Annotated in this window: 18 protein-coding genes; 8 read left to right on the forward strand and 10 right to left on the reverse strand. The window is 62.6% G+C overall.

Annotated features, from left to right (window positions below; genetic code table 11):
- The 3 genes from BRD58_RS01575 to nikR form a co-directional block, all read left to right on the forward strand.
- A partial coding sequence (locus BRD58_RS01575) for an Orn/Lys/Arg family decarboxylase (RefSeq protein ID WP_456303514.1) occupies nucleotides 1–748 on the forward strand: 748 nt, incomplete at its 5' end.
- Between the two features lie 88 nt (nucleotides 749–836).
- Nucleotides 837–2,156, forward strand: a complete 1,320-nt coding sequence (potE, locus tag BRD58_RS01580; protein WP_034168124.1) for a putrescine-ornithine antiporter — start codon at nucleotides 837–839, stop codon at nucleotides 2,154–2,156.
- 121 nt (nucleotides 2,157–2,277) lie between these two features.
- Nucleotides 2,278–2,721 carry a nickel-responsive transcriptional regulator NikR gene (gene nikR, locus BRD58_RS01585; protein ID WP_015460750.1) on the forward strand — a complete coding sequence of 148 codons (444 nt, stop codon included), beginning with the start codon at nucleotides 2,278–2,280 and terminating at the stop codon, nucleotides 2,719–2,721.
- A 15-nt stretch (nucleotides 2,722–2,736) separates the two neighbouring features.
- On the opposite strand, the gene mltC is transcribed toward nikR, so the two are convergent.
- Genes mltC through mutY form a run of 3 tightly spaced genes read right to left on the reverse strand, consistent with a single transcriptional unit; the run spans nucleotide 2,737 to nucleotide 5,227 of the window.
- On the reverse strand, nucleotides 2,737–3,816 hold the full coding sequence (mltC, locus tag BRD58_RS01590) for a membrane-bound lytic murein transglycosylase MltC (protein ID WP_015460751.1): 1,080 nt from the start codon (nucleotides 3,814–3,816) through the stop codon (nucleotides 2,737–2,739).
- Between the two features lie 47 nt (nucleotides 3,817–3,863).
- Nucleotides 3,864–4,136, reverse strand: a complete 273-nt coding sequence (locus BRD58_RS01595; protein WP_015460752.1) for an oxidative damage protection protein — start codon at nucleotides 4,134–4,136, stop codon at nucleotides 3,864–3,866.
- A gap of 2 nt (nucleotides 4,137–4,138) precedes the next feature.
- Nucleotides 4,139–5,227 carry an A/G-specific adenine glycosylase gene (gene mutY / locus BRD58_RS01600; protein ID WP_073381458.1) on the reverse strand — a complete coding sequence of 363 codons (1,089 nt, stop codon included), beginning with the start codon at nucleotides 5,225–5,227 and terminating at the stop codon, nucleotides 4,139–4,141.
- A gap of 289 nt (nucleotides 5,228–5,516) precedes the next feature.
- On the opposite strand from mutY, the gene trmB reads away from it, so the two are divergent.
- The 5 genes from trmB (at nucleotide 5,517) to BRD58_RS01625 (ending at nucleotide 10,165) form a co-directional block, all read left to right on the forward strand.
- Nucleotides 5,517–6,233: a tRNA (guanosine(46)-N7)-methyltransferase TrmB gene (trmB, locus tag BRD58_RS01605; protein ID WP_015460753.1), complete on the forward strand. Its 717-nt coding sequence runs from the start codon at nucleotides 5,517–5,519 to the stop codon at nucleotides 6,231–6,233.
- Nucleotides 6,233–6,559, forward strand: coding sequence for a YggL family protein (locus BRD58_RS01610; RefSeq protein ID WP_012847145.1), 327 nt, complete (start codon nucleotides 6,233–6,235; stop codon nucleotides 6,557–6,559). The genes trmB and BRD58_RS01610 overlap by 1 nt, the downstream gene beginning before the upstream one ends.
- A gap of 198 nt (nucleotides 6,560–6,757) precedes the next feature.
- Nucleotides 6,758–7,684, forward strand: coding sequence for a glutaminase B (gene glsB / locus BRD58_RS01615; protein WP_012847146.1), 927 nt, complete (start codon nucleotides 6,758–6,760; stop codon nucleotides 7,682–7,684).
- 10 nt (nucleotides 7,685–7,694) lie between these two features.
- Nucleotides 7,695–8,423 carry a YggN family protein gene (locus tag BRD58_RS01620; protein WP_014524161.1) on the forward strand — a complete coding sequence of 243 codons (729 nt, stop codon included), beginning with the start codon at nucleotides 7,695–7,697 and terminating at the stop codon, nucleotides 8,421–8,423.
- A gap of 92 nt (nucleotides 8,424–8,515) precedes the next feature.
- Nucleotides 8,516–10,165: an ABC transporter substrate-binding protein gene (locus tag BRD58_RS01625; protein WP_014524162.1), complete on the forward strand. Its 1,650-nt coding sequence runs from the start codon at nucleotides 8,516–8,518 to the stop codon at nucleotides 10,163–10,165.
- 45 nt (nucleotides 10,166–10,210) lie between these two features.
- Here the strand turns inward: BRD58_RS01625 and hemW are convergent, their stop codons facing one another.
- The 7 genes from hemW to BRD58_RS01660 form a co-directional block, all read right to left on the reverse strand.
- Complete coding sequence (hemW, locus tag BRD58_RS01630; protein ID WP_073381460.1) at nucleotides 10,211–11,341, reverse strand: radical SAM family heme chaperone HemW; 1,131 nt, start codon at nucleotides 11,339–11,341, stop codon at nucleotides 10,211–10,213.
- The gene (locus BRD58_RS01635; protein WP_012847150.1) at nucleotides 11,334–11,927 is read right to left on the reverse strand and encodes an XTP/dITP diphosphatase; all 594 of its coding nucleotides are present in this window, start codon (nucleotides 11,925–11,927) and stop codon (nucleotides 11,334–11,336) included. Before BRD58_RS01635 ends, hemW begins: the two co-directional genes overlap by 8 nt.
- 81 nt (nucleotides 11,928–12,008) lie before the next feature.
- Nucleotides 12,009–12,299: a DUF167 family protein YggU gene (gene yggU / locus BRD58_RS01640; RefSeq protein ID WP_073381464.1), complete on the reverse strand. Its 291-nt coding sequence runs from the start codon at nucleotides 12,297–12,299 to the stop codon at nucleotides 12,009–12,011.
- Nucleotides 12,296–12,850, reverse strand: coding sequence for a YggT family protein (locus BRD58_RS01645; RefSeq protein ID WP_005296070.1), 555 nt, complete (start codon nucleotides 12,848–12,850; stop codon nucleotides 12,296–12,298). Before BRD58_RS01645 ends, yggU begins: the two co-directional genes overlap by 4 nt.
- Before the next feature lie 105 nt (nucleotides 12,851–12,955).
- Complete coding sequence (locus BRD58_RS01650; RefSeq protein WP_012847152.1) at nucleotides 12,956–13,666, reverse strand: YggS family pyridoxal phosphate-dependent enzyme; 711 nt, start codon at nucleotides 13,664–13,666, stop codon at nucleotides 12,956–12,958.
- A 170-nt stretch (nucleotides 13,667–13,836) separates the two neighbouring features.
- Nucleotides 13,837–14,259: a Holliday junction resolvase RuvX gene (gene ruvX / locus BRD58_RS01655; protein ID WP_012847153.1), complete on the reverse strand. Its 423-nt coding sequence runs from the start codon at nucleotides 14,257–14,259 to the stop codon at nucleotides 13,837–13,839.
- A complete protein-coding gene (locus tag BRD58_RS01660; protein WP_015460757.1) occupies nucleotides 14,259–14,822 on the reverse strand; it encodes a YqgE/AlgH family protein in 564 nt (187 codons plus the stop codon). The genes ruvX and BRD58_RS01660 overlap by 1 nt, the downstream gene beginning before the upstream one ends.
- Nucleotides 14,823–15,013: the final 191 nt, after the last annotated feature.

Below are 15,013 nucleotides of genomic sequence, written 5' to 3' on the forward strand. Positions count from 1 at the left end.
TATCCCCGGCGAGCGCTGGCACGCCTTTGAGGGCTATGCCGAGCACCAGTACTTTGTCGATCCGTGCAAGCTGATGCTGACCACCCCGGGCATCGACGCCAAGAGCGGCGAGTACCAGTCCTTTGGGGTGCCGGCGACCATTCTGGCCAACTTCCTGCGCGAAAACGGCATCGTGCCGGAGAAATGCGACCTGAACTCGATCCTGTTCCTGCTGACCCCGGCGGAGGACATGGCCAAGATGCAGCACCTGGTGGCCCAGATCGCCCGCTTCGAGCGGCTGCTGGAGCAGGACGCCCCGCTGGCCGAGGTGCTGCCCTCCATCTACCGCGCCAACGAGGCGCGCTACCGCGGCTACACCCTGCGCCAGCTGTGTCAGGAGATGCACGACCTGTACGTCAGCCACGACGTGAAGCAGCTGCAGAAGGAGATGTTCCGCAAGGCGCACTTCCCGCGGGTGGTGATGAACCCGCAGCAGGCCAACATTGAGTTCGTGCGCGGCAACGTCGAGCTGGTCTCCCTGGCGCGGGCCGAAGGGCGCATCGCGGCGGAGGGGGCGCTGCCGTACCCGCCGGGGGTGCTGTGCGTGGTGCCGGGAGAGATCTGGGGCGGCTCGGTGCAGCGCTACTTCCTGGCGCTGGAAGAGGGCATCAACCGGCTACCGGGCTTCGCGCCGGAGCTGCAGGGGGTCTACATCCAGCAGGATGAGGATGGCCGCAAGCGCGCCTATGGCTACGTGATCAAGCAGTAAGCGGAACGCGATGAACTGGGCAAAGTGGTTTTTCCGCTAATAAGCATCGCGGGGGGCTTGGCTCCCCGCGTACAGAGAGGGACGGATTATGAGTACTTCAGGCAAGAATAAAATGGGCGTGGTGCAGCTCACCATACTGACGGCGGTGAACATGATGGGCTCCGGCATCATCATGCTGCCGACCAAGCTGGCGGAGGTCGGCACCATCTCCATCGTCTCGTGGCTGGTGACCGCCGTGGGCTCGATGGCGCTGGCCTACGCCTTCGCCAAGTGCGGAATGTATAGCCGCAAGTCCGGCGGGATGGGCGGCTACGCCGAGTATGCCTTCGGCAAGTCCGGCAACTTTATGGCTAACTATACCTACGGTGTGTCGCTGCTGATCGCCAACGTGGCTATCGCCATCTCCGCCGTCGGCTACGGCACGGAGCTTATCGGCGCCTCGCTGAGCCCGATGGGGATCTGTCTGGCGACCATCGGGGTACTGTGGCTGTGTACCGCCGCCAACTTCGGCGGGGCGCGCATTACCGGGCGTATCAGCAGCGTGACGGTCTGGGGGGTGATCATCCCGGTGGTCGGTATCTCGGTGATCGGCTGGTTCTGGTTCAGCCCCACGCTGTACGTCGACTCCTGGAACCCGCATCACCTGCCGACCTTTGAGGCCATCGGCTCCTCTATCGCCATGACTCTGTGGGCGTTTCTGGGGCTGGAGTCCGCCTGTGCCAATACCGACGTGGTAGAGAATCCGGAGCGCAACGTTCCGATCGCCGTACTCGGCGGCACCCTGGGCGCGGCGGTGATCTACATTGTCTCTACCAACGTGATCGCCGGTATCGTACCGAATATGGATCTGGCCAACTCGACCGCGCCGTTCGGCATGGCGTTTGCCCAGATGTTTGATCCGACGGTGGGTAAGATCATTATGGCGCTGATGGTGATGTCCTGCTGCGGCTCCCTGCTGGGCTGGCAGTTCACCATCGCGCAGGTGTTTAAATCCTCCGCCGATGAGGGCTATTTCCCGGCGATTTTCCGCAGGGTCACCCAGTCCGGTGCACCGGTGAAAGGGATGTTGGCCATCGTCGCGATCCAGAGCGTGCTGTCGCTGATGACCATCAGCCCGTCGCTCAATGCGCAGTTTAACGTGCTGGTTAACCTGGCGGTGGTCACCAACCTGATCCCTTACATCCTCTCCATGGCGGCGGTGCTGATCATCCAGCGCGTCGCGGGGATCGATCCGGCCAAGGCGCGTCTGCCCAATATCCTGGCCTTTGTCGGCGCGATGTACAGCTTCTATGCGCTCTACTCCTCCGGTGAACAGGCGATGATGTGGGGGGCGATCGCCACCTTCCTCGGCTGGACGCTGTACGGTTTTGTCTCCCCGCGCTTTGAGATGCGTGACAGGCAGGTCTGAGCCGCGGCGTACGCGCCGTGAGATTGTCCTTTCCGACCGGCGTTGCGCGCTGCGCGCGCCGGTTTTTTCGCGCACGGATCTTTGTCATACTGCGGCATCAAACTGTGATAGGAGCCGAATGATGCAACGCGTAACCCTTTCTCTCGATGACGATCTGATGGCGGAAATCGATGCCATCATGAAAGCGCGCAACTACCAGAACCGCTCCGAGGCCATCCGCGATCTGGCGCGGGCCGGGCTACAGAGCATGACGGAGGCACCGTCACAGAGCAGTCACTGCGTGGCGGCGCTGTTCTATGTTTACGATCATGAATCGCGCGAACTCTCCAAGCGCCTGACGCGCACCTTCCACGATCATCACGATCTTTCGCTGGCCAGCCTGCATGTGCATCTGGATCACGGCCGCTGCCTGGAGGTTTCGCTGCTGAAGGGGGCGGGGGGCGAGGTGACGCGCTTTGCCGAGCAGGTGATCGCCGAACGCGGGGTGCGTCACGGTAAGCTGGTGGTGGTGCCGGGGGACGACGGGGAGGCGCATGCACATCCCCATCCCCACGCGCATGACTGAGGCGCCGCCGCGCCCTTAGCGGATGCGGCGGTAGTTTTTCTGGGTGCTGTTGACCTTATACAGATAGCGGCGCGACTCGGCGGAGGGGTGACGCTGGGTCAGCGCCTCATACACATCGCCGGGCGACATCTGGTTGATGATGCTGACCGCCTGCCCTTTATCGCTGGAGAAGACGCGCAGCACGCTGCCGGCGCCGCCGTTGTAGGCGGTGATCACCGCGTAGCGGCGTGAGGTGGCGTTCTGGATCCCCCCCAGGTAGGTGTTCTGCAGGATAGCCAGGTAGGCGGTGCCGGTATCGATGTTTTTCTCTGGGTCAAACAGATAGCTGCGGCTAGGGGTGCCCCACTTACCTTTGGAGACGAACACGTCCTTACCGGCGGTGTGCTGCATCACCTGCATTAGCCCCAGCGCGTCGGAGCGGCTGACGGCGTAAGGGTTAAAGCTGGACTCCGTCTGCATGATAGCCAGGATCAGCGACTCGTCGACGCCATAGCGCTCCGAGGCGCGCCGCACCATCCCCAGATATTTGTGCGCCCGCTTATCCAGATGGTTGGGCACCAGCTGAATGGTGACGGAGTAGATGACATGCAGCCCAGAGGTGCGCTTCATCAGCTTGTTTTGCAGCAGATAGCTGGCGAAGCTATTGGCGCGTCCAGACCAGCGGATCGGCTGGCCGGTGTTGTCCAGCACCTGGCCGTAGAGGAAGGGCTCTCGGCTGGGCTTGATGTCGTTGGCATCGGAGTAGAGATCGATCGAGCCGGGGTCGTCGCCCATCAGCAGGGTGGTGACGATGGCCTGACGCAGGCTTTCCGCCGGGTCAAGGGTGGCGATGGTCTCGATGGTGATCTGCCCGGTCTCAAAGTTGATATGGCTACGGGTCAGATAGCGATCGCTGTATTTTACATAGTCCTTGGGCCCGGCGATCAGAACCTCGTTAATCCCCCAGATATTCTCAATATTGTGGGCAAACTGCCCCATGAGAATATCGAACCCGTTGGTATCTTTTATATATTCTTCACCGTTGCTATCGGGCTTCTTGCCGGAGCAGGAGATCAACAACGGGGCGATTAACGCCAGCGCAAGGACTTTCTTCATTGTAACAGCCATATCTGAATGACATCAGGGCGCGGCTGCGCCCGCTTTTACTGACTCGGCGGCGTATAGCCTTCGATGTGGACGTCGTGGCCTTCGAACAGAAACTTCTCCATCTCCTGGGCCAGCAGGCTACGGTCATCCGGGTTCATCATATTCAGTTTCTTTTCGTTGATCAGCATGGTTTGCTTGGCCATCCACTGACCCCAGGCCTCTTTAGAGATGTGGTCATAGATGCGCTTGCCCAGATCGCCGGGGTAGCTTTGAAAGTCCAGCCCCTCGGCCTCACGGTTTAGGAACGTACAAAACACGGTTCTGCTCATGCTTACTCCTTCTCTGTCGCATCGCCGGCCGTCGCGCTGGCCGGCGGCTGCTTGCGCAGCTGCTGTAAAAGACGCTCGGTTGGCGCCGCCAGCCCTACGGAGGGCGGCTGCGCTAAGTTATACCAGAGTCCGTCACCTTCATCCATGCAGGCCGACGCCGTCGTGTAGGCTGACCATACCGGGATGATATCCAAATGAAAATGGCTAAACGTGTGGCGGAACGCCGTCAGGGTTTGGGCCGCGTCGGGATCCTGCCCCAGGCGGTACAGCTGAGCGCGCAGCGCCGCCTCGCTGTCATACTGGGGAAAGCAGAACAGACCGCCCCACAGGCCGCTGGCGGGTCGCTGCTGTAGCCAAACCGTCTCACCGTGCTGCAGCAGCAGCAGGTAGGCCTGGCGCTCGGGCAATGTCTGCTTAGGTTTCTTGCCCGGGAAGTCAGCCCAGCGGCCGTCGGCATAGGCGAGGCAGCCCGCGTTGAGCGGACACAGCTCGCACTTGGGGCGGCTGCGGGTGCACACCAGCGCGCCGAGATCCATCATCGCCTGGTTAAACTGGCTGACGCCGTCGGCCGGGGTAACCTCGCCGCTCAGCTGCCACAGACGCGTTTCGACCTCTTTACGCCCCGGCCAGCCGGGGATGGCGTAGCAGCGGGCCAATACCCGTTTGACGTTGCCGTCCAGGATCGGGTGATGCTGCCCCAGCGACAGCGAGAGAATGGCGCCGGCCGTCGAACGACCAATCCCCGGCAGCGCCGCAACCTGCTCAAAGTCTTGCGGAAACTCGCCGTGATGCTGCGAGACGATGAGCTGGGCAGCCTTATGCAGGTTACGCGCCCGGGCGTAGTAGCCCAGTCCGGTCCACCGGTGCAGCACTTCATCCAGGGGCGCCGCCGCCAGCGCCTGCACATCGGGAAAGCGTTGGGTAAAACGCTGGAAATAGGGCAGCACCGTGGCGACCTGGGTCTGCTGCAGCATCACCTCGGAGAGCCATACCCGATAGGGGGTCTTGGGGTGTTGCCACGGCAGCGTTTTGCGCCCGAAGCGCGCGTACCAGGCCAGCACGGCGTGGGCGAACTGTTGCGCCTGCATCATAAGCCAGTCATATCCTCAGTGTGGAGCGCCGAAAACGGGACAGGATTGCAGCACAGCCTGTCCGGCCTGTAAACCGGATCTTGCCCGTGTTACGCGCTGGCGGCACGGAGAGGGCGCTACGGCGCGCGGGTTTCCACGCTCAGCGGGGGCAGCGCGGCACAAAATGTGGGGGCGACGGCATGGATTTTCCCCGCTGCGTTAGCGTTGCTGGTAAAATCAGCGCTTGTGTAAACGGGGTAACTTTGCATAATGCCCTGACCTTGATTATCCAGACAGATGAAAACGCGACATGAATGATGTGATCACAGCGGAATTTGATGAAAACGGCCGGGCTATTCGCCGTATTCGCAGCTTTGTACGCCGTCAGGGGCGCCTGACCAAAGGGCAGCAGCTGGCGCTGGAGCAGCACTGGCCGCTGATGGGTGTCGAGTTTACGCCCGAGGCGCTGGATCTGCCGGCGCTGTTTGGTCGCCAGGCGCCGGTAGTGCTGGAGATCGGCTTCGGCATGGGGGCCTCGCTGGTCGCCATGGCGCAGCAGCACCCGGAGCGTGATTTCCTGGGGATCGAAGTGCACTCGCCGGGCGTCGGCGCCTGCCTCTCCTCTGCCCATGAGGCCGGAGTAAACAACCTGCGCGTGATGTGTCACGACGCGGTAGAGGTGTTGGAGCGAATGATCCCGGACGCGTCGCTGGATATGGTGCAGCTGTTTTTCCCCGATCCCTGGCATAAGGCGCGTCACCATAAGCGCCGTATCGTGCAGCCGGCGTTTGCCGAGCGGATCCGCGGTAAGCTGAAGATCGGCGGCGTCTTCCATATGGCGACCGACTGGGAAAACTACGCCGAGCATATGCTGGAAGTAATGAATCATGCGCCGGGCTACAGAAATCTGTCCGACGATAATACCTATGTCCCGCGTCCTGACTCGCGTCCGGTCACCAAGTTTGAGCTGCGCGGTCAGCGTCTGGGGCATGGCAACTGGGACCTGATGTTTGAGAGGGTAGAGTAATGGCGAAAAATCGTAGTCGTCGTCTGCGCAAAAAGCTGCATATTGACGAGTTTCAGGAAGTGGGCTTCAGCGCCAGCTGGCGTTTTGCCGATGGTACGCCGGTAGAGACGGTGGATACGCTGCTCGATCGTCTGATCGATGAAGTGATCGAGCCGAATGGCCTGGCGTTTGACGGCAGCGGCTACCTGCGCTGGGAAGGGCTGATCTGCCTGCAGCAGATTGGCCGCTGCACCGATGAGCAGCGTCAGCTGGTGAAAGGTTGGCTGGAAAGCCAGGGTATGCTGGACGTTGTGGTCAGCGACCTGTTTGATGTGTGGTGGGAGTAACCCCCGCCTTTGGCGCCGCCGCACCGGCGGCGCTGTTCTCCCTCCGCTGTTCCGTACTCCCTCATTGTCTCTCCTGCGTCTGGCTCTCTGCGTCGGGAGACGCCGCGTCGGGAAAATAGGGGACCTCAGCCGGACGGCGTTTGTCGTAACCCTAGCGTAATGGCGCCCCGGGCGTCGCGTGGAGTCAATGGCCTTGCCATGCAAACTGAATTAAGCGATCAACTGTTAGACGAGATCTTGGATCAGGTTCGTCCGCTGCTCGGGCAGGGGCGGGTCGCCAACTATATTCCGGCGCTGGCCGAGGTTGCGCCGGACAGGCTGGGTATCGCGGTCTGCACCGTCGACGGACGGATGTTCAGCGCCGGCGACGCCGGCGAACGCTTCTCCATCCAGTCGATCTCCAAGGTGCTAAGCCTGACGCTGGCGATGCATCGCTACAGCGAGGCCGAGATCTGGCAGCGGGTCGGCAAGGAGCCCTCGGGACAGCCGTTTAACTCGCTGGTGCAGCTGGAGCTGGAGCAGGGCAAGCCGCGTAACCCTTTTATTAACGCCGGCGCGCTGGTGGTGTGCGATATGCTGCAGTCGCGTCTGAGCGCGCCGCGTCAGCGCATGCTGGAGGTGGTGCGGGCGCTGAGCGGCAGCGCGGACATCTGCTATGATGCCCGGGTGGCGCGCTCCGAGTTTGAGCATTCGGATCGCAATGCGGCGATCGCCTATCTGATGAAGTCGTTTGGCAACTTCGATAACGACGTGATTACCGTCCTGCATAACTATTTCCACTACTGCGCTTTAAGAATGAACTGTATGGAACTGGCGCGCACTTTTGTTTATCTTGCCAATCGGGGGCGCGCGTTGGCGCTGGATGAGCCGGTGATCGGCGAGCGTCAGGCGCGCCAGATCAATGCGCTGATGGTGACCAGCGGCCTGTATGACGGCGCGGGCGAGTTCGCCTATCGCGTCGGGATGCCGGGGAAGTCCGGCGTCGGCGGCGGCGTGGTGGCCGTGGTGCCTCAGGAGATGATCATCGCCGTTTGGAGTCCGCAGCTGGATAGCTGCGGTAATTCACTGGCCGGAATTGCGGCGCTGGAGCTGTTGGCTCAGCGCATTGGCCGCTCAATATTTTAACGAGGTCATGATGGGTAAATGGGGATGTTCCCTGCTGTTGCTGCTGACTGCCGCACAGGCGCAGGCCGCCTGGCAATGCCAGGTTAAACCGCAGGACGATATCATTATCAGCGCGCAGCAGGTACAGATCGTCGGCGCCAGCGGCAATCTGCAGATATCCCGTGACGGCGCGGTGACGCGGGACGGTCATCCGCTGGCGCTGAGCGCCGACGTCCGCCGTCAGGCCGAGACGCTGCAGCGGGATCTGCGACGCGACGTGCCGTGGATCGACCAAGGGGTGCAGACGCGGCTGGATCGCGCGCGCGGCGCGCTCGACAATATCATCGTCGAGCAGCTGGGCAGCGACAGCAACGTACGTCATCGTCTGAGTACGCTGGATACCCAGCTTAAGGCGCAGATGAACCGGGTGCTGGAGAAACGCAGCGACGGTTACGCTTTCCACCATCAGGCGATCGCTCAGGTCGAGAAAGAGGGCCAGACGCTGGTCAATCAGACGCTGGGCGGCGTGCTGCAGGACAGCATCAACGAGATGGGGGCCAAAGGGCTGCTGAAAGCCGGTCAGTCAGAGAACCCGCTGCAGGCGGTGTTGGGCAACCTCGGCGGTCTGCAGCAGTCTATCCGCACGGAGTGGGATAAGCAGGATAATGATTTACGCGCTTTCGGCCAGCAGGCCTGTGAGCGGGTGCAGGCGCTGGACACGCAGCGTAAGGCGCTGCTGAAGGCGCTGCCCGCCTCCTGAGTGAGACATCCCGAGCACACCCGGCCCGCCCGCGCGCGCCGGGTTTTTTTGTGCCACTTTTTGCCCTGTGCATGGCGAGCTTTGCTGTTTTAATGTCATCGACGCTGGTTATGGAGGGTAACGATATGAAAATTAAATATAATTTATTTTTTGGATTCGGTGTTTTTATGTTTTCGCTCGGCGCACCGCTCGCCGCCGAGGTGCCGCCGGGCGTGTCGCTGGCGGCAGCCCAGACGCTGACGCGCAATAACGGCAGCGAGCCGGCCTCTCTCGATCCGCACCGGTCGGAAAGCGATGTCGAATTCAACATCCTTCGCGACTTCTTTGAGGGGCTGCTGACGCTCGACGGCGAGGGGCATCTGCGCCCGGGGCTGGCGGCGCGCTGGCAGCATAGTGAGGCGGGGCGGGTATGGACCTTCTCGCTGCGCCCCGATTTGCGTTGGTCTAACGGCGAGGCGCTGACGGCACAGGATCTGGTCTTTAGCTGGCGGCGGCTGATCGACCCGGCGACCGCCTCACCCTACGCCACCTTCCTGGTCAACATGGGAATAAAGAACGCCGCCGCGATCCAAGAGGGCGCGCTGCCGCCCAGCGCGTTGGGCGTCGCGGCGCCGGATGCGCGTACATTACGCGTCACGCTGGATCAGCCCCTGTCGACCTTCCTGCCGATGATGGTGCATCCGACATTGGTGCCGCTCAACCCACGGGTACTCGCCCGCTACGGCGACAAATGGACTCAACCGGGCCACTTTGTCGGTAACGGAGCCTATACGCTGAAGCAGTGGGTGATCAACGAACGCCTGGTTGGTGAGCGCAATCCGCACTACTGGGACGACGCGCACACGGTGATCCATCAGGTGGTCTATTTACCGATTGTCTCTGAAACGGCCGGGGTGAACCGCTATCGCGCGGGAGAGCTGGATATGACCCCCCTTCCCAGTGCGCTGTTCGCGTCGCTGAAGCAGTCGCTGGGCGAGCAGGTTCAGATCTTCCCTAAGCTCGGGACATACTACTATCACTTCAACACCCGCAGGGCGCCCTTCGACGATGTGCGGGTGCGTCAGGCGCTTAACCTGGGGCTGGATAAAGAGATCATTGCGCAGAAGGTGCTGGGGCAGGGGCAACGTCCGGCCTGGCTGTTCGGCTCGGATGATATCGGGGGGATGGCGCTACGGGCGCCGGACTATGCCCGCTGGCCGCGTGAGACGCGCCTCGCGCGCGCAAAGGCGCTGCTGGCCGAGGCTGGGTTTGGGCCCGGAAACCCGCTGCGTTTTACGCTGCTGTATAACACCTCTGAGGGGCACCAGCGTATTGCCATCGCCGCCGCCTCCATGTGGAAGAAGAACCTGGGCGTGGAGGCGACGCTGAATAACCAGGAGTGGAAGAGCATGCTGGATACCATGCGCAGCGGCCACTTCGACGTGGTGCGTAACGCCTGGGTCGCCGACTATGACGATCCGGCGGCGATGCTGAATACCTTTCGCAGCGGCGACAGCAATAATACCCCGCAGTACAGCAACCCCCGCTTCGACGCCGTGCTGGCGCAGGCGTCGGCCAGTCAGGATCCGGCGGCGCGCCAGCGGCTGTTCCAGCAGGCAGAGGCGCTGCTGGCCGAGGATGTGCCGACCATTCCGCTATACCACTACGTCAGCGTGCGGCTGGTGAAGCCCTATGTCGGCGGGTACCAGCCCGGCAACATGGACTACCTCTATAGCAAGGACATGTATATCCGCGCTCACTGACGCGCTCAGGCGCGGCCCGATCGCGGGGGCCGCGCGGCGCGACGTCTACAGAAACAGCTCCAGCAGGGAGTTGAGGAACAGCTTGCCGTGGGGAGTGACCTGCCAGTGGCTGGGGGTCTCGCTGATGTAGCCCTGCGCCAGCGCCGCCTCCAGCTGCGGGCGAATCGTGGCTTCGTCCACGCCGGTATAGGCGCTGAAGTCGGCGCGCGGCGCCGGTTCCAGCAGACGGAAGCGGTTCATAAAGAACTCAAACGGCCTCTCCGCCATGGCCACCTGCTGCCGTTGATCCAGGTAGTTGCCCTGCATATAGCCGCGCGGGTGGCGGGTTTTGGCGCGTCGCTCAATGCGTCCGTCGGCGAAGGTCAGCTTGCCATGCGCGCCGCAGCCGATCCCCAGATAGTCGCCGAAGCGCCAGTAGTTGAGGTTGTGCTGGCACTGACGTCCCGGCAGGGCATAGGCGGAGGTTTCATACTGCTGGTAGCCCGACGCGCGCAGCAGACGATCGCCCTGCTCAAAGATCTCCCACAGCGCATCGTCGTCCGGCAGGCGCGGCGGGCGCGAGCCGAACAGGGTATTGGGCTCGATGGTGAGCTGATACCACGACAGGTGCGGAGGGTTCAGGGCGATGGCCTGGCGCAGATCGTCCAGCGCCTCCTCCTGGCTCTGCTGCGGCAGGCCGTGCATTAAGTCCAGATTAAAGCTGCGCAGCCCCAGCGCAGTGGCCAGGCGGGCGGCGGCGATGGCCTCCTGCGGCCCGTGAATCCGCCCCAGGCGCTGTAGCTTGTCGGCGCTGAAGCTTTGTACTCCGATGGAGATGCGGTTGACCCCGGCGCGCTGGTAGGCGCTGAAGCGCTCGGCCTCCACGGTGCCCGGGTTGGCCTCCAGGGTTATCTCGGCATCGGCGGCCAGCGGCAGGCGGGCGCGTACGCCGTCCAGCAGGCGCTGCAGCGCTTCGCCGCTGAGCAGGCTGGGCGTTCCGCCGCCGATGAACAGGGTGCTCAGCGGCCGTCCGGCGACCCGCGGCAGCTCCTGATCCAGATCGGTCAGCAGGTGATCGACATAGGCCTGCTGGGGGATTTCGCCCTTCTGCGCGTGGGAGTTAAAGTCGCAGTAGGGGCATTTCTGCACGCACCACGGGATGTGGATATACAGGCTGAGCGGCGGCAGCTTAAGCATGGCGCATCCGATCCAGCAGCTGCTGTAGGGCCTGACCACGGTGGGAAATGGCGCGCTTTTGCTCCCGGCTCAGCTGCGCCGCGGTGCAGCCCAGCGCCGGAACGAAGAAGATGGGATCATAGCCAAAGCCACCATCGCCGCTGGGCGCATCGGCGATCTCGCCCTCCCAGACGCCGTGGCAGACCAGCGGGGTCGGGTCGTCGGCATGACGCAGGTAGACTAGCACGCAGTGGAAGCGCGCCTGGCGCTGACCGGCCGGAACATCGCGCAGCGCGTGCAGCAGCTTTTCCAGATTGGCGCGATCGCTGGCGTCCTCTCCGGCGTAGCGCGCGGAGTAGATCCCCGGCGCTCCGCCCAACGCGTCCACCGCCAGGCCCGAGTCGTCGGCGATCGCCGGCAGCCCGCTGAGGCGCGCGGCGTGGCGGGCTTTGAGGATGGCATTTTCGATAAAGGTCAGCCCGGTCTCCTCGGCGCCCTCGATGCCCAGCGAGCTCTGGGCGACGATATCCAGGCCAAAATCGGTCAGCAGGGAGGCGAGCTCTCGAACTTTACCGGCGTTACCGGTGGCGAGTACGACGTGTTGCATGATGTGGGTCCTATTGATGGCAACGGCAGGCCGTCGTGGCCTGCCGCTGTGTCGTGTCAGTGTGTGGCGAGCGCGTCCCGCTTATTTGAGCGCTGCCGCTACCGCGTCGGGGATCTGCTGCGGCTGGCTGATGCGCAGCTGTTTATGGCGTCCCAGCTCGCCCTTTTCCAGCGTGATGCGACTTTTGGCGACGCGAAACTGTTTGGCGATGAATTTTAGCAGGTGGGCGTTAGCCTGACCATCGACCGGCGGTGCGGTGATGGCGACCTTCAGCTCATCGCCGTGCAGCCCGATGATGAGGTCCCGACTGGCCTTCGGCTGAATATACAGTCGCAGGATCCAGTCGTCGCCCTCTCGGCTGACTGCGCTCACAGCAGGAACCACAGCTGGCCGAACAGATCGATGCCCAGGTAGTTGAGCAGGTACAGCACCAGGATCACCACCATGGCGGAGAAATCCAGTCCGCCCATCGCCGGGATGATGCGACGGATCGGCGCCATCATCGGCTCGGTCAGCTGATAGAGCACGTAGTCCATCGGGCTGCGTCCCTGGCTAATCCAGCTCATGATCGAACGGATGATGATCACCCAGAACACCAGGTAGCCGGCAGACTTGACCACCGATATCAGACCAAACAGCAGGTTATAGGGGCTAAGGGAGAGGGAGCCGCTCTGGATCAGCAGTAGCAGCGGGTATTTGACGGTCATCAGGATGAACGCCAGCAGCAGCGAGGCTGAGTCGATAGGCCCCAGGGGCGGCAGAATGCGGCGCAGCGGCGCCACCACCGGCTGGGTCAGCTTCACGATAAACTGCGAAAGCGGGTTGTAGAAATCGCTGCGCGCCCACTGCATCCAGATGCGCAGCAGCAGCACCATGACATACAGATCGAGCAGCGTTTTGACCAAAAACGTCAGTGTTAGCATGAAAAGCCCTTTTTCCGTCGGTAGTAAAGCTTACCCGCCCGCGATCTGGCACCGGGGGTAAGTAAAAAGCGCTGCCAGCGGCAGCCGTGGGTAGCCGCGCCGCGTTTAGGCTGTGCCGTAGTCGCGGGCGCCGAAAATGGCGGTACCGATGCGTACCAGGGTACTGCCGGCCGTAATGGCGGCCTCCATATCATGGGTCATCCCCAGCGACAGGGTATCCAGCTGGGGGTAGCGCCGCTGCAGGGCAGACAGCGCCTGCGCCATGCGGGTACAGACCGCCAGCTGGCGGGCCGGATCGTCCTCCGGCGCCGGAATGGCCATCAGGCCGCGCAGGCGCAGGCGGGGCAGCTGACTGATGGCGTCGGCCAGCGCGTCGATCTGCTCCAGCGTGATGCCGGACTTGCTCTGCTCATCGCTGATATTTACTTGAATCAATACGTTAAGCGGCTCAAGCTCCGCAGGACGCTGTTCGTTTAAACGCTGGGCGATTTTCACACGATCGACGGTGTGGATCCAATCAAAATGCTCGGCCACCGGGCGGCTTTTATTGGACTGCAGCGGTCCGATAAAGTGCCATTCCAGCGCGTCGCCCTGCGGCTGCTGGCGGTAGTGCTGGATTTTACTGACGCCCTCCTGCACATAGTTTTCGCCAAAGGCGCGCTGTCCTGCGGCGATGGCGGCGTCGATGTCCTCAATGGGTTTGGTCTTGCTGACGGCCAGCAGGGTGATGTCCCGCGGGTCGCGTCCGCACTGTTCGGCCGCGCGGACAAGGTGCTGCCGGACCGCGTCGAGATTGTGTTTAATGGTGGTATTCATGGTGCCTCGTCCCGGGGAGTGGGAAAAACGTCGCGGCCAGCGTCGTGGCCGCGAACCGTGCTGTGTAGTGTAAAGCAAAACGGCGCCGCGCTGCACCTTTGCCGCCGGCGCCACCCTGTGCAGTGTACATGGGGGCAATTATGGCGGAGTCAATCCGTGCCCGGCGCGCATCAGTATGTCTGATGCTCGAACCAGCTCTCCAGGATCAGCGCGGCAGAGGCGGCGTCGACGCGGCCTTTCTCCAGCGCGCGGTAGCCGCCGCCGGCAAACAGGTGGGCGCGGGCCTCCACGGTGCTCAGGCGCTCATCCTGCAGGGCTATCTGCACGCCAAAGCGGCCATGCAGGCGATTGGCGAACTTACGCGCCATCTGCGTCAGGGGCTGCTCGCTGCCGTCCATGTTCAGCGGCAGGCCGACCACCACCAGATCCGGCTGCCATTCGCGCAGCACCTTTTCAATCTGCTGCCAGTCCGGGGCGCCGTCGTTGGCCTTGAAGGACTGCAGCGGGCGGGCGCTGCCGGTGAGCTCCTGTCCGATGGCGCAGCCGATGCTGCGGGTGCCGAAGTCGAAGGCGAGAATAGTACGGGGATTCATCAGGCGTGTCCTGCGTTACAAGGCATATTACGGATATCGACCCCCAGCTTTTTCGCCGCGCAAATCCAGCGGTCGGCCAGCGGGGTGTGAAATAGGATCTGGCTGTCGGCCTCTACCGTGAGCCAGGCGTTGTCCAGCAGCTCCTGCTCCAGCTGCCCCTTGCTCCAGCTGCAGTAGCCCAGGGTGACCAAAATCTCCTGCGGCTGGCGGTCGGTGCCCAAGGTTTCCAGCACATCGCGCGAGGTGGTCAGCATACAGCCCGGACCAATGTCGGCGCTGGATCCAAAGGTATTCGTCGGGCTGTGCAGGACAAAACCGCGATCCTCCGCCAGCGGACCACCGGCTAGCACCGGCTTGTCCAGGCGGATGGCGGCATCGCGCGGGGAGGGGGTAATGTCGAGCTTTTCCAGCAGGCTGGACAGCGTGAGCTGCTCCAGGGGTTTATTGATGATCATGCCCATGGCGCCATCCTCATTGTGTTCGCACACATAGATGACGGTGCGTTTGAAGCGACTGTCCTGCATGGCGGGCATGGCAATCAGAAAATGGTGCGCTAGTTTCATGGTGATATTTTCAACTCGCTGTTTTTGTAGGTATCAGTATGCGAATTTTTCCTGCTCAAGTCACGGGGGGCACGGCGGCTATTCGACCTTGCGCATGTCTTGGCCGTCGGATGGCCCAGGCGGCCGCGCCGCTGATAACGCGATAGGCGACGGTGCGCCGGAAAAGCGGAGAGGATAACGCGGGGCGCGCG

This window comes from Edwardsiella piscicida (assembly GCF_001896205.1).
Taxonomy (GTDB): Bacteria; Pseudomonadota; Gammaproteobacteria; order Enterobacterales; family Enterobacteriaceae; genus Edwardsiella; species Edwardsiella piscicida.